General features: G+C 27.1%; 23 protein-coding genes. All 23 read right to left on the bottom strand.

Going from position 1 to position 12,118, the window contains the following annotated elements; all coding sequences use genetic code 11:
• Nucleotides 1-4: 4 nt before the first annotated feature.
• Complete coding sequence (locus KQH81_RS08070) at nucleotides 5-520, bottom strand: hypothetical protein (RefSeq protein ID WP_230029205.1); 516 nt, start codon at nucleotides 518-520, stop codon at nucleotides 5-7.
• A 35-nt stretch (nucleotides 521-555) separates the two neighbouring features.
• Nucleotides 556-861 (bottom strand): phage tail assembly chaperone G, encoded by a 306-nt coding sequence (gene gpG / locus KQH81_RS08065; protein ID WP_230029204.1) that lies wholly within the window; start codon nucleotides 859-861, stop codon nucleotides 556-558.
• 52 nt (nucleotides 862-913) lie between these two features.
• The gene (locus tag KQH81_RS08060; protein WP_230029202.1) at nucleotides 914-1,525 is read right to left on the bottom strand and encodes a major tail protein; all 612 of its coding nucleotides are present in this window, start codon (nucleotides 1,523-1,525) and stop codon (nucleotides 914-916) included.
• A gap of 19 nt (nucleotides 1,526-1,544) precedes the next feature.
• Nucleotides 1,545-1,880, bottom strand: a complete 336-nt coding sequence (locus KQH81_RS08055; protein ID WP_230029201.1) for a DUF3168 domain-containing protein — start codon at nucleotides 1,878-1,880, stop codon at nucleotides 1,545-1,547.
• A 4-nt stretch (nucleotides 1,881-1,884) separates the two neighbouring features.
• Nucleotides 1,885-2,325, bottom strand: coding sequence for an HK97-gp10 family putative phage morphogenesis protein (locus KQH81_RS08050; RefSeq protein WP_230029200.1), 441 nt, complete (start codon nucleotides 2,323-2,325; stop codon nucleotides 1,885-1,887).
• A 2-nt stretch (nucleotides 2,326-2,327) separates the two neighbouring features.
• Entirely contained in the window at nucleotides 2,328-2,657 is a 330-nt protein-coding gene (locus tag KQH81_RS08045) for a phage head closure protein (protein ID WP_230029199.1), read from the bottom strand.
• Nucleotides 2,650-2,940 (bottom strand): head-tail connector protein, encoded by a 291-nt coding sequence (locus KQH81_RS08040; RefSeq protein ID WP_230029198.1) that lies wholly within the window; start codon nucleotides 2,938-2,940, stop codon nucleotides 2,650-2,652. Before KQH81_RS08040 ends, KQH81_RS08045 begins: the two co-directional genes overlap by 8 nt.
• A 66-nt stretch (nucleotides 2,941-3,006) precedes the next feature.
• Complete coding sequence (locus tag KQH81_RS08035) at nucleotides 3,007-4,101, bottom strand: phage major capsid protein (RefSeq protein ID WP_230029197.1); 1,095 nt, start codon at nucleotides 4,099-4,101, stop codon at nucleotides 3,007-3,009.
• A gap of 46 nt (nucleotides 4,102-4,147) precedes the next feature.
• Nucleotides 4,148-4,879, bottom strand: coding sequence for a head maturation protease, ClpP-related (locus KQH81_RS08030; protein WP_230029195.1), 732 nt, complete (start codon nucleotides 4,877-4,879; stop codon nucleotides 4,148-4,150).
• Nucleotides 4,880-6,070: a phage portal protein gene (locus KQH81_RS08025; protein WP_230029194.1), complete on the bottom strand. Its 1,191-nt coding sequence runs from the start codon at nucleotides 6,068-6,070 to the stop codon at nucleotides 4,880-4,882. It abuts the gene before it with no gap.
• Nucleotides 6,048-6,266, bottom strand: coding sequence for a hypothetical protein (locus tag KQH81_RS08020; RefSeq protein WP_230029193.1), 219 nt, complete (start codon nucleotides 6,264-6,266; stop codon nucleotides 6,048-6,050). The genes KQH81_RS08025 and KQH81_RS08020 overlap by 23 nt, the downstream gene beginning before the upstream one ends.
• Nucleotides 6,267-6,452: a hypothetical protein gene (locus tag KQH81_RS08015; protein ID WP_230029192.1), complete on the bottom strand. Its 186-nt coding sequence runs from the start codon at nucleotides 6,450-6,452 to the stop codon at nucleotides 6,267-6,269.
• A 16-nt stretch (nucleotides 6,453-6,468) separates the two neighbouring features.
• Complete coding sequence (locus KQH81_RS08010) at nucleotides 6,469-8,148, bottom strand: terminase large subunit (RefSeq protein ID WP_230029191.1); 1,680 nt, start codon at nucleotides 8,146-8,148, stop codon at nucleotides 6,469-6,471.
• The gene (locus KQH81_RS08005; protein WP_230029190.1) at nucleotides 8,141-8,605 is read right to left on the bottom strand and encodes a phage terminase small subunit P27 family; all 465 of its coding nucleotides are present in this window, start codon (nucleotides 8,603-8,605) and stop codon (nucleotides 8,141-8,143) included. The genes KQH81_RS08010 and KQH81_RS08005 overlap by 8 nt, the downstream gene beginning before the upstream one ends.
• A gap of 178 nt (nucleotides 8,606-8,783) precedes the next feature.
• On the bottom strand, nucleotides 8,784-9,236 hold the full coding sequence (locus KQH81_RS08000) for a hypothetical protein (RefSeq protein ID WP_230029188.1): 453 nt from the start codon (nucleotides 9,234-9,236) through the stop codon (nucleotides 8,784-8,786).
• 28 nt (nucleotides 9,237-9,264) lie between these two features.
• Nucleotides 9,265-9,477, bottom strand: a complete 213-nt coding sequence (locus KQH81_RS07995) for a hypothetical protein (protein ID WP_230029187.1) — start codon at nucleotides 9,475-9,477, stop codon at nucleotides 9,265-9,267.
• Entirely contained in the window at nucleotides 9,477-9,704 is a 228-nt protein-coding gene (locus KQH81_RS07990) for a hypothetical protein (protein ID WP_230029186.1), read from the bottom strand. The genes KQH81_RS07995 and KQH81_RS07990 overlap by 1 nt, the downstream gene beginning before the upstream one ends.
• A gap of 29 nt (nucleotides 9,705-9,733) precedes the next feature.
• Nucleotides 9,734-9,970: a hypothetical protein gene (locus KQH81_RS07985; protein ID WP_230029185.1), complete on the bottom strand. Its 237-nt coding sequence runs from the start codon at nucleotides 9,968-9,970 to the stop codon at nucleotides 9,734-9,736.
• Nucleotides 9,945-10,160, bottom strand: a complete 216-nt coding sequence (locus KQH81_RS07980) for a GIY-YIG nuclease family protein (RefSeq protein ID WP_230029184.1) — start codon at nucleotides 10,158-10,160, stop codon at nucleotides 9,945-9,947. The genes KQH81_RS07985 and KQH81_RS07980 overlap by 26 nt, the downstream gene beginning before the upstream one ends.
• Nucleotides 10,161-10,166: 6 nt before the next feature.
• The gene (locus KQH81_RS07975) at nucleotides 10,167-10,316 is read right to left on the bottom strand and encodes a hypothetical protein (protein ID WP_230029183.1); all 150 of its coding nucleotides are present in this window, start codon (nucleotides 10,314-10,316) and stop codon (nucleotides 10,167-10,169) included.
• A complete protein-coding gene (locus KQH81_RS07970; protein WP_230029181.1) occupies nucleotides 10,317-10,751 on the bottom strand; it encodes a hypothetical protein in 435 nt (144 codons plus the stop codon).
• Nucleotides 10,752-10,803: 52 nt separating this feature from the next.
• Nucleotides 10,804-11,010 (bottom strand): hypothetical protein, encoded by a 207-nt coding sequence (locus KQH81_RS07965; RefSeq protein WP_230029180.1) that lies wholly within the window; start codon nucleotides 11,008-11,010, stop codon nucleotides 10,804-10,806.
• A gap of 42 nt (nucleotides 11,011-11,052) precedes the next feature.
• The gene (locus KQH81_RS07960; protein WP_230029179.1) at nucleotides 11,053-11,514 is read right to left on the bottom strand and encodes a hypothetical protein; all 462 of its coding nucleotides are present in this window, start codon (nucleotides 11,512-11,514) and stop codon (nucleotides 11,053-11,055) included.
• Between the last annotated feature and the right edge of the window lie 604 nt (nucleotides 11,515-12,118).

Here is a 12,118-nt window from a genome sequence, read left to right as displayed (position 1 = left end):
CAAATTAATCAACCTCAATATTTTCTTTATTGTCTTTATGTTCTTCATTATACTTTATATCAAAACTTATATATTCTACTAAGTCAGTTATATTCATATCTAGACATTCTTTTATAGAAGTCTTACAAGAAGTTACTGCATACTTAAATATGTAATTTAAAGATTCTAAATAATATGTATACCTATTTTCTTCTTCTATTTCTCTATCAAATTCATCTTCATTTTCTCTATCGTCTTCATCGAATATACTGCCTTTATACTCTACCTTTTCAACTTGTTCATTTTCTTTATTTCCTAGTTCATTAATATTTTTATTAATATCTTCTATATATAAAGCAATAGTATAATATATTTCATATATCTTACTTACTTCAATTTTATCTAAAGCTTTAACACTAATATTAAAGAAAATAGTAAGTATTTTATATATATAATCTATATATTCTATAGTAAGTATTCTATTTAATTTCTCATGTACTTTCAAATAGTCTTTATATCTTTTACAAGTTATATCATTCATATATATTTTTTTATTAGAGCAAGTAACAAATAAATCTATTGCTTGCTCTTTTGAAAAGCCTTTTGTGCTTTCTCAATCTTTTTGTTTAATTCTAATAGTTCATTTTCTTGTAACATCATGAAATTGTAAACTATCTCATAAACGGACAACTCATTATTTATATCGTCTTCTGTGAAATTATTATCGTATAATTTTACTAGAATTTTAATCATCAAATCCAAGTCGTCATCCTCATACATCTCTTTATTTTCTAGCTGCTTAAATGCTTCCATATAAATTTTATAATATTTTCTTGTCATTTTTACACTCTTATATTCTTTATTATTTATAGTTATTTTCATTTATTATCATCCTTTCTTTTCTTTTTTGAGAAGGGGAACATGTCCCCTGTTATTATATAGTAGCCGTTAATGGTTCTGGAACTGCAGTAAACCATTTTATAATTTGTGTAGATTGGTCTTTTTCTAGTAATGCTTTAGCTTTAGTGTTACCACCTGTTAAGGCACTTTCATCTATATCGACACCAATATTACCGTCTGGTCTTGCAAGTATTTCCCCTTTTAATTTTATAGTTTGCTTTTTAGATTTCTCTGCAATAGTTTCAAAATCTAATTCTTCGTCCCCATTAAAATTAACAAGGTAATACCAAAAAAAATGATATGTTCCATCTGAATTTTTACTTCTAAAGCCTACAGCTACATATTTGACTGGGTCATCTTCTCTTGTAATACTCATCCCTTCTACAACCTTATGTCCATAAATCAATTCTAATTTTTCAGGAGTTATGTTTACCCCTTCAATTTCAATTTCTCCATTCTGAAATTCCTTATCTCTAGAAATTAATTTATCATCTGCGTATTCGTCAGATATTTGATATTTTATTTTAGTCTTTCCACTTTTTGCGTTAAAAAGCATAACTGGTTTTTTAGCTGTATAAGTGTCTGTCAATGGATTATAATCTACCTCTGCTACATATACATCTTTAAATCCTTTTCTTTGTGCCATATTATTCATCTCTCCTTTTCTATTTTATATATTCGGTATAATTAACTCTTAAAGCTTTTCTATAAATTCTTGTATCAGCTTCATTTAATGTTGCTCCATCTTCAAATTCAAATTCATTTTCTTTAAGAATTTTATATACTTCTTTGCTTATTCTTTTTACTTCTTCATTGTCTTTACCCCAAACGTCGATTTGGTAATTATGTTCTACACTAGAATTTTCATCATCTGCATAATCTGTATCTCTCCAATTCATTTCGTTTATAGTTACTATAGTCTTGTTAGCATAACTATCGTTATACCACTCATCTATGTATGTATTGTAACCTTCTAAAATCTTATAAATAAAGTCTTCCAAATAGTTACACCTCCTCCAACTCTTTAAGTAATTTTTCAAACTCTTCTTTAAAAATATCATCATAATTATTACGTTGCTTTTTATATGTGTTAAAAAACATATGTCTAGCATCTATTTTAGAAGTACCCCATTCCAAAAATTTATTATAAAAATATGGACTTGTATCTCCTTTTTCCCAACCAATAATTGCGATATATTTACCATTCTGTTTTTTAATTTTGGATGGAATATTATCTGCTGAATGTTGCCCAGTTCGACTTCCTGCTCGTCCACTTTTATTAGGATTATCAGAACGTGGGTAATTTTTCTTACTTTCAACTTCTGCAAGTGGCAATATCTTCTTTAGTGCTTTTCTAGTTGCTACATTTATTTCTTCTTCACTTGCTACTTTTTCTACAGCCTTTATCAAGTCTTGAAGCCCTTCAAATTCCATAGTTATAGCCATTTTTATCGACTTCCTTTACACTTTAAATATACATATTTGTATGGCTCTTTAGAAAAATCAGCATAATACAAATTATAAGTAGAATTATTATAAGTAATCTTCCAATCACTGGTTCTTAACAATTCTTCTAATTTTCTGCTATATCTAATTTTAAATATTAACATGTTTTGCATATCTACATTTAAAGCACTATAAAGTTCATTTCCATATAAATTCAGAACTTCTGCATAACAATTATTAACTAAGATTTCTTTATCTTTACTTGGTTTACCATTTATTCTTTTTTCTATAGTGTGCCAAATTTCTATAATTCCACTTATATTTTTAGACATTTATATCACCACAACTATCTAAAACTTGGTTTATAGTAGCAACCATTTTATCTTGTTTTGTATTATTGCTTATTTCTGTACTGCGATTATCATATAAGTCTTCTATATATTTTAACTTTAGTATTTTTGCTAATTTCACAAGCTTGACATTATTTAAATAATTACTACCTACTGTTTTTTCTACATATATATCCACTATTTCTATAAGACTATTTATAAAAATATCGTCATAATCGTCATAAACATGTAAGTAATTTTTAACTTCATTTAATGTTGGTGTCATTGTTATACCTCCTTTTATATAAAATAAGGGGTAGGAGATATACCCCCTTACCCTTTAATATGTATACTACATTTGTTTAACGTTATATTGTGCTAACTTTTGGTCTTCTACTATCTTAGAGTCACATTCTACAAAACTTAAAACTCCTAGTTGATGTGCAGAAGCATACTTTTCTCTTAGAATTGCAGTATCTACTTTAGTAGTAAATTTAACGTATAAACCACTTACATCTCCATAGAACATTTTGTTTTCAGGCATTTGGTCGGATAAAAAAACTGGCTTGCCTAAGAGAGTATAACCAAATCCGTCAACCATATTCCCACACAAATATTGTCCGTCTGTACCCTTTAACTTTCTAATTTCCTTAAAATTAGTAGGGTTTATAATCCATTCACATCCACCTTGTAGGCTAGTAGGAATTAACGCTTGTGTATCTATTAATTCATCAGCCTTTATCTTTTTAGCTTCTGCAGATTCTACTTTATTTGTAGTTGCTAATACACCCTCCATTTTAGAAGAAGTGCCCACGATTAATTCTTTTTCTAAAAATTTTACTAAGCTCTTAGCTAAAGCTTGTATTATATAATTTAATACATCTACATCTGTGCCGTTTATTAAAGACTTGGAAATTACGCATTCGCAACTTGCTAAATGTGATTTTAGAACAACTGTAGTAAATGTTGCATCTGTCTTAGCAGAGTCTTCTCCCTCTGTCACATAAGCAAAAGTAGGTATTGTACTTTCTTTTATAAACTTCATGTCTGCTCCGTTTATAAATCTAGTTACTTTTGCAACTATCGGAGATAACTCCGTTGCTTTTTCTATTATCTTTGTAGAGATTTCCTCTGGAATTAATGCACCACTTCCACTCTTTAATATAGCGTTTGTTATTACACCATCTCTTATATAGTCTACAAATGCCTTTTCTTTTTCATTTAAAACTTTCTTATTCATATTTTCAACATCTCCCTTTTCTATTTTATTTTCTATTTCTTGTTTTTCTTCATTTTCTAAAGCCTTTTCAATTTCTATTTGCTTCTTTAAACCATCTATTACAGATAATTTATCGTAAGCTTCATTTGTCTTATTTTCTTTTTGTAAAGATTTCATCTCATTCTTTACACCTTCTAATTCTTGTAATAATTCTTCTACCTTTGTCATTATTAAAACACCATCCTTTTTATTAATTTTGTGTATAAAAAAAGAGCTATCTATTAAGCTCTAAGTACACTTCTAAATCTTTTATTTTATTTTCTACTTCTTGCAATTTCTCATTATCAATTACATTTTCTTTTTCAGGCTCTTCTTTTACTTGTAAACTGTCAGGAACATTCTTGTAATTCTTAAATATATCCTTGTCTATACAAGCTGCTATTTTCTTTTCAGATTCAATTAATTCTACATTAAAATATTCTTGTATCTCATTAGCACTAAGCCATGTTTCTTCGCTTAACATATTTCTTATTTGCTCTTCTGTTACTTCATCTTTAGCTTTAGCAAGATACATTTTTATCATAGAGTTTTCTATTTTATCTAGTACTTCAATTTCTTTTTTCATCTCACTAGCATTACCCCAAACCATTGACATAGGCTTGTGTAACATTAAAACAGATTGAGAATAAATATAAATGCTATCTGCAACCATAGGTAACCAACTAGCACAAGAAGCACCTAAACCATCTATATAACAATTTATAGTTATATTTTTCTTCTTTTTACATCTGTCTAACATAGCGATAATACTGTCTGTAACGAATACTTCACCTCCTGGGGAATTTACATAGATATTTAGTGTTTCATTATCTTTAATTTCATCTAAAGCATTTTTAAAATCACTAAAATTAACATCTGTTTCGTCCCATTTGTCGCTAACTATTGCACCGTACAAGTATAGTTCTTTAGTTTCATTTTCATTATAAAAATTATAGAATTTATTCATTTATTCACCTCCTTTCACAGATTTATTCAATTGATATTCGTCAACTTTTTCTATGTTAACATGATTTAAATCTACTCGGCACTTATCTCCACCTACTACAGGGTTAAGATTTTCTAAAGCCCTACATTCGTTAACACACATTATTCCACTTTCTAGCATACTTTTATAATAGTCTGCCCTTGCCTTATCGTCGGCTCTCAACGCTGAAGCTTGATTAAATTTCCAGTACATCGTTTCTCTTTGAGTACTTGTTAATAGTTTATAATTCATCTCTTGCTCCATCTTTTTTAAAAATGGCATTAAAGATTGTATAAAACTATTATTCATTTGTTGCATATTACTATTCGTAGCTTGTTCACTTGCACCTACTAAAGCTGGGTTAACAGCATAAATACTACATATCTCTTCTTTTGTAAGCTTCATATTGTCTATAAATTGAGTATCTGCAATACTTTGGGTAGAAATTGGTTTATAAACTAATCCATTATCTAATATTCCTATACCACTTTGACCGTTTGAAAGTACGGACATTACAGTATCTTTAAGTATAAATTTAGCTTCTTTAGAAAGTTTAGTAGGCGTTTCTAAGAATCCTTTGATTCCACCACCATTTTTATAGAAATCTTTTACCATTTTCTCGCCTTGTAGTTGTGAATTTAATTTATTTCTTATGGCGTGAATCCTGCTAATACCATTAACACCATCTAAATTCAAATCTCTAAAGTGTAATACTCTGTTATAGTCTAGTGTCATTGGTTTATCGTCTACTGTAGTCAATACTACATACTTATTGCCTATCTTATGTAAACTAGTGCTTTGTGGAAGTATAATTAATTCACTAGGAATTCCTTTTTTAGTTTCAATCAAAGCAAATGCTTGTCCCTCAATTAGCATTAGAGCAACCATCGCCTGTATAAATTCAGCTGAACTATAATATTTGTAAGGTCTATTACTAACCATATATGATAAAGAATTGTGTATTTTATGTATTCCATTTTCTTTATATTCAAACAAGTCTATTCCCATCTTACTTATAGTAGAAGAAATAAGATTTATACAACTATAAACGATACTACTATTCTTTAAAACATTATTTTTAGTTATCTCATCTATGTTATAAGTTCCTTTTAATTCTTGTGCTAATTGTTCTAAACTTATTCTTGTAGTTTCATTTAGAATTTTTCCTATCATCGGCTTTCCTCCTTTCATTGTTTTTTATTTTCTTCTTTCTATTTTCAGCTTTTGTATGTTCTTTTGTATCTTTTATATTTATATAATTAATCTTTAACTCTAAATTCATAAGGTCTATTTTCTCTTCTAAAGTTAATTTATAATATATAGATTTTTTTCTTTTGTACTCTTTTACTAATCTATAATAATTATTCATCTATCTTTTCACCTTGCTTTTATAAAATGTTACATATAAAGCAATAATAAATATTATTATACTTAATGTTATAAGTCCAACTTTTATACTTATAAATAAAAACATAGTCAAATTGAAAATAAAAAAAGACATTAAAAATAATATCTCTTCTAAATACTCACATATGTATTTTTTAATTTTATTCAAATCATATCTTCCTTTCTTACACTATAAAATCGTCACTTAATATTTCCGCATTTAAATCATATGGCTCTACTAATAATTGAGTAAATGCAAATATTAATACTGCAACCATATCTATTCTTTGCTTATTTTTATTCTCTTTGGATAACATTTCATCATCCGATTTGCCCTTAACAGTTACAGCATTAGTCATATTCCAATCAAGCAATTTATTTTTCTCATAAAAGACTTCGCTATCATATACTTTTTTTCTAAATTCTTTAGTGGCGGGACTTAAATTTGCAAAAGTTTGTTTTAATAAAATAACATCATAATCTTCTGCTAATCTTTCCATCATTTCTTTAGCGTTCATGGGGTCACTTACAATATATTTAATAGTACAATTATATTTAGATTCTATACCCCTTATATACTCTTCTACTTTACTGTAATTAACCGTCATTCCCTCGTGTATATCACAATATCCTTTACGTTGCATTGCTTTATAGTCTATATCTTCTCTTCTATTTTTATTATCTATAGAAGGTTTAAACCCATGTGACTTACAATATATATTATTTCCTTCTCTAAACATAATAGATACTGCTGTTAAGTCTGTTGTGACAGATAAATCTACACCTACCACTACTTCTCTTCCGCTAAAATCAATACTATCTACTCTACATTTCTTCCAAAATTCCATGTTTATATATTTATTTTCCTCATTACTTTCAAGCATTACATTCATGCTTTTGGTTAAATATTCTTCCTGTTCGTTTTCTATTATTTTAGCTTTTTCTCTATCCTCACGAATTGTATTGTAATTTTCTTCGATTCGAAGTGGATTAGCTTGTAATATTCCTATATCATCCCACAAATGTTCCTTCTCTGCATAATAAACTAAAGCTAATTGTCTATCATTATTAATATCACCATTCAAAACACTTCTAATATAACTTAATTCATCAATTATTATAGAATTGCTTTCTGCATAAGCTGTTGTAGTTCTAAAAACAAGTGGATTTAATACATTTTTTTGACCACTTTTCATAGCGTTAAAATTTGATTTATCTGAAAAAATAGCGTGTTCATCACTCACAAAAGCACTAGGACGAATACTGTTATTCTTATTTGCTTCTGCTACCCTTGGTTGAAAAAACGAATGTGTTAATTTACATTCTATCTTACCAGTGAATGTTTTACTTATTTTAAAATGGTCTAATATTAATGGACTTGCTTCTAATATTTGCACTATACTTTTTCTAATCTCACTTGCTAATTCCTTACTTAAACATATTGAATAAAACTCACTATATTTTTGTTCTGTTAACATTAATAATATAAAAATAACAGCCACTAAAGCTGTCTTTGCATTCTTACGAGCTATATATAGTGTTATATCATTAAATTTAAATTTGTATGGTTTGTCTTTATATCTCCAACCAAAAAGATTACAAATCAAAAAAGCTTGAAAGTTAGATAAACTATCTAATACTCTTTTGCCTGCTACAAACCCAGTGGCAAAATTCAATAATTTCAATAAATTATTTATCTTGCTAACTTGCTTTTCATCAAAATAAAAATCTTTATCTTGTTGGTTAATTAAATCATCTTTTATAATTTCGCATTGTTTCTTTACTTCCCACGTAGTGATTTCTTTATTATTTAACACATCATCTACATATTTAAAAGACTTATCTAATAATATATTGTTACTCAATTTCATCACCTCTTAAGACTTTAAGAAGTGTATCGTTTTCCATATTCTTAGTTTGTATATTTAAATTACCCAATTTAGCTCTGCTCTGTGGAGATAGTGACAATTCATTTGTACACCTAAATAAATCTTTTGTATATTTATCTTTACTAGCCATTAAATTTTTATCATACAAATTTTTTATGTCTTTATTAATCTCAGTTTCTATTGCTTGTAATCTATCTATAGCAATAGCACAAGTTGATAATATGTATATGTCTAAATTACTAAGTATTTCTGCAGCTTCTAATTCTTGCACTATATATTTAAAAATCTTCTTTTGGTCTTTACTTAAATAAGTCGGAGGTTTAATCTTATTAGACAAACCTTTTAATTTTTCTTCTTGTTCTAATCTTGATTTTATTTCTTTTTCGTTTTGATGTCCTACTGTTGTTTTTATACTTTTACATGGTCTTGCCATAATTAAGACCTCCCTTCTAATTAATAATAATTATCATGTAAACTTTCATTCTTGGATATTTTTTTAAGTGTGAGGGTAATACGGACAATTTTCCTTACCACGTCTAGGATTTTCAGGCGGGGTATTGTTCAATTAAACATTTTTATATTACTATATATAAACTTTTAGTATAGTATAACTAAACTTTGTAGGTATTATTAAACCATTCTAAAGCTTTTAATAACTCTTCCTGCATCTCTATCTTATCCTTATCACTTCTTCTATACTTAGCTTCAACTAACATGTGGTTAGCATGGCTAAGACCAATTATATTATCTACATCTAGTCTTTTATTCCAGTTATCTTTTATAGAAATAATGTGATGATAGTCTTCAGCCACCACCACATTCCCCTTATATAGCTCTAATATATCTAAGCAATATTGATTAGCACTTATATAATCTCTTAGCTTAATCCATGTCTTGCTATTATAAAAACTCTGTCTATCTCTCTCGTCTTTATCTTTTAATCTATTAGACTTATATTCTTTATATTTTTCTTTATCTGTGTTACTATGTTTGTCACAATACTTCTGTGTATATTTAACCAATTGGTTACAACCAACATAGCTACATAATTTTAATATTGCCATCAAATATTATCCCACCTTGAGCATACATTTACTGTCTATCAAATTCATTTCTTTCAAATATTTTATCTAAATATTCTACAGAATAAGCGTTCGCTCTTCCATTTTTAATTCTAAAATGTATTATAAAATTATGACCTTTAGAACGTTCTCCCCACCTTTTTATAGCTGTTTTATAAGAATATCCTCTACCTATCATATCTTTAACAAAATCATCATATGTCCAAATTTCTATATTATTCATTATTCATTCTCCTTTTCTATTTTTAATAATTGATATTCTAACCCATCTTTAACTATATGTATTGTATTTAAATCTCCTGTAAAATGATATATGTGATTACCTAGTAAATGATATCTCTTATCTTCATTTAGAATTACATAATATTTCTTATCACTCTCACCGCATAACTTTAATGCTACTTCTTTGCATTTACATCCTAGAATATCAACACCTTTCTTATTAATCATTTTGATTCCCCCTTATTTTTTTATAAATATTAAATATATACTAATCTTTTATAATCGTTTTTAATTTTATCTATATACCAGTTATATAATTCCTTTTCAGTTTTGTACTTAATTTCTGCTTTATGATATTCTATAAGTTCTTCTAAAGTTATATTATCTTTATCTTTTAATCTTAAAAGAATATGAATATAATTTTTACATGCTTCCATTAATTTTTCTTTTATCTCATAACCACATATATTAATCTTTAATACTACTAAAGCCATTTAAATGATTGCTTATCCTATTATCTATATCTATCGTACTGCCCACATAAATTACTACATTATTATGATTGCAAATTAAATATATGTAATTACCTAGTTTTTCTTCTCTTCTCTTTTTAAATAGCTCTTGCATATGTTCTTTATTTTCTCTATAGTAATTCTTATAATATTCTTTTATATCTATATCCATGTTTACCTACTCTCCTTCTATCTTATTAACTAAAACAATATCGTTAATTTCCATATGATTCTTTTTAATAAGTTCTGCTATTTCTTCCAGCAAGTCCTCATTGTCACCTACATACAATCTCATTCTCTTACCATTCGCTTTTACTACATATTCCATTTACTCTTCTTCTCCTTCAAATTCAATATTATTTTCTTTCAATAGTTTTTCTAATTCTTTTATTCTATCTGCATATTTTCCTTCAGCTTTCCAATAAAGTTCGCTTGTTTCTTCATTATCTTCCTGTAATCTCTCTACTAAATTTCTAAGATATTTGACTTGAAACTCATAGTCTACTAATTTTTTAGTAGTTTCCTTATCTATAGCAGCATAATCAAAACACTTATTTAGAAACGTATCTTTACAGTATTTAAAAAATAAGTTATACCAATTACTTTCCCTATTAGTTTTACGAACTTGCTTATTTATATTTAGTATACATTTTTCTATTATTTGGTCGCACTCTATAATAATTTTCTTATATGTACTAATCTCTTCATAACTATTTAAATTAACATACATTCTTTTTAATAGTTCTAACATATTATCTTCCATTCTTGTCTTGTTTACCTCCATATAAAAAAGACACTCTAGTGAGTGCCTTAAATTAATCTTTAATAAAATAATAGTATCCATCTTTTAATTTAACTTTACCTATATCAATTAAATGATTCAAATTATCATCAAGTTGCCAAGTTAAATTAATCCATTCTGTCTTAGGGAATTTCCTATCTATTTCTTCTTTTGTGACTTTTTTATTATGCTTAATAAAATATAGTAAATCAGGGTCATAATCCTCAGTAATTTCAAACATAAACTAATCCACCTCTCTATAATTTATTATCATGATTATATTCTACATACTAGATAAATTTCCTTTAATTTCATCTAACACTTCATATAGAATATGTGTTGCATCTTTACATTCATCCCAATTATATTTAGCACTATTCTTCTCTTTATAAAGATTAATTAATTCAACATTTATTTTTCTTATTTTATTTTCATCATTATCATTTTTTGCATTGCTTAATTGCTTTAATTTTCTATCTAACTTGCCTTTGTAAGATTTTATAGTCTTTTTATCTTTGTCATGTTGCCTATATAAATTATCTATTAAAAATCTTAACGCTTCTTCTTCGTTAGTTGCTTCAGATATCTCGCATTTACACGAAAATAAATCACATACATCTCTTACATATACTGTTAGATTTAATTGTCTTTTGTTTTGTTCTAAACATGCAGCATAGTCGTACTCAAAATACCTATCGTCTAATAATTTGTTAATTTTCTTTTCTAGTTCTTTAATATTTATCATAATTTTTCTCTCCTTTTTGCTTTTCAAGGTAAAGCTTAACCGTTATTTTTTTAGTGCATTTAAATACACATATAAATCTTACAGATATAAGACTTGTATCTGTATTTAAATAAAATAGATGTACTAGAAAAAACTAATACATCTTTATTTAAAAAATCATTACAACAATTTATAATTTCCTCAACGTCTTCTTTTAAAAAATCACTAATTAAATTTTCTAATTCTTTTATAAAATTACTTCCTTTCATATATTTTTTAATTAGAAAAAGGGAAAGCTTAGCAGAAACTCTCCCTTCCCTTGGTGATGATTTTCCTACTAAATAGGTTTTAAAATAGGAAATGGAAAGAAGCTTTTTAGTGCGAACAGATTAACTTCTTAGAACTGTTTTTAATGTCAACATAGCTTTCACTATGCAGGTAGTATTGTCTACCTTATACCTTGTAATGGACTGGCATCAGTATATTTTCATTTTGCACAGGAGGTGGTAGGGTTCTAACCTACATAAAATATACAAAATTTGCAATAAGATTATTACATGCATTAACTTTAGCTGTCATGTTAATAGATTTAACAAAAAATTATCTCTCTATATATAAATGCTTT

It is taken from the genome of Clostridium cadaveris, assembly GCF_020911725.1.
Taxonomy (GTDB): domain Bacteria; phylum Bacillota; class Clostridia; order Clostridiales; family Clostridiaceae; genus Clostridium_X; species Clostridium_X cadaveris.
Note: the sequence above shows the minus strand (reverse complement) of the source record. Positions and strands in the feature narration are given on the sequence as shown.

Bases quoted from the DNA above. Each gene is read 5' to 3' on its own strand.
- KQH81_RS07970 (WP_230029181.1), bottom strand. From the start codon at position 10,751: ATGGAAGATAATATGTTAGAACTATTAAAAAGAATGTATGTTAATTTA.
- KQH81_RS08035 (WP_230029197.1), bottom strand. From the start codon at position 4,101: ATGACAAAGGTAGAAGAATTATTACAAGAATTAGAAGGTGTAAAGAAT.
- KQH81_RS07965 (WP_230029180.1), bottom strand. From the start codon at position 11,010: ATGTTTGAAATTACTGAGGATTATGACCCTGATTTACTATATTTTATT.
- gpG (WP_230029204.1), bottom strand. From the start codon at position 861: ATGAAAATAACTATAAATAATAAAGAATATAAGAGTGTAAAAATGACA.
- KQH81_RS08045 (WP_230029199.1), bottom strand. From the start codon at position 2,657: ATGTCTAAAAATATAAGTGGAATTATAGAAATTTGGCACACTATAGAA.
- KQH81_RS07985 (WP_230029185.1), bottom strand. From the start codon at position 9,970: ATGGCTTTAGTAGTATTAAAGATTAATATATGTGGTTATGAGATAAAA.
- KQH81_RS07995 (WP_230029187.1), bottom strand. From the start codon at position 9,477: ATGAATAATATAGAAATTTGGACATATGATGATTTTGTTAAAGATATG.
- KQH81_RS08050 (WP_230029200.1), bottom strand. From the start codon at position 2,325: ATGGCTATAACTATGGAATTTGAAGGGCTTCAAGACTTGATAAAGGCT.
- KQH81_RS08025 (WP_230029194.1), bottom strand. From the start codon at position 6,070: ATGATAGGAAAAATTCTAAATGAAACTACAAGAATAAGTTTAGAACAA.
- KQH81_RS08020 (WP_230029193.1), bottom strand. From the start codon at position 6,266: ATGAATAATTATTATAGATTAGTAAAAGAGTACAAAAGAAAAAAATCT.
- KQH81_RS08040 (WP_230029198.1), bottom strand. From the start codon at position 2,940: ATGACACCAACATTAAATGAAGTTAAAAATTACTTACATGTTTATGAC.
- KQH81_RS08000 (WP_230029188.1), bottom strand. From the start codon at position 9,236: ATGGCAATATTAAAATTATGTAGCTATGTTGGTTGTAACCAATTGGTT.
- KQH81_RS07975 (WP_230029183.1), bottom strand. From the start codon at position 10,316: ATGGAATATGTAGTAAAAGCGAATGGTAAGAGAATGAGATTGTATGTA.
- KQH81_RS07960 (WP_230029179.1), bottom strand. From the start codon at position 11,514: ATGATAAATATTAAAGAACTAGAAAAGAAAATTAACAAATTATTAGAC.
- KQH81_RS07990 (WP_230029186.1), bottom strand. From the start codon at position 9,704: ATGATTAATAAGAAAGGTGTTGATATTCTAGGATGTAAATGCAAAGAA.
- KQH81_RS08070 (WP_230029205.1), bottom strand. From the start codon at position 520: ATGAATGATATAACTTGTAAAAGATATAAAGACTATTTGAAAGTACAT.
- KQH81_RS08060 (WP_230029202.1), bottom strand. From the start codon at position 1,525: ATGGCACAAAGAAAAGGATTTAAAGATGTATATGTAGCAGAGGTAGAT.
- KQH81_RS07980 (WP_230029184.1), bottom strand. From the start codon at position 10,160: ATGGATATAGATATAAAAGAATATTATAAGAATTACTATAGAGAAAAT.
- KQH81_RS08030 (WP_230029195.1), bottom strand. From the start codon at position 4,879: ATGAATAAATTCTATAATTTTTATAATGAAAATGAAACTAAAGAACTA.
- KQH81_RS08005 (WP_230029190.1), bottom strand. From the start codon at position 8,605: ATGGCAAGACCATGTAAAAGTATAAAAACAACAGTAGGACATCAAAAC.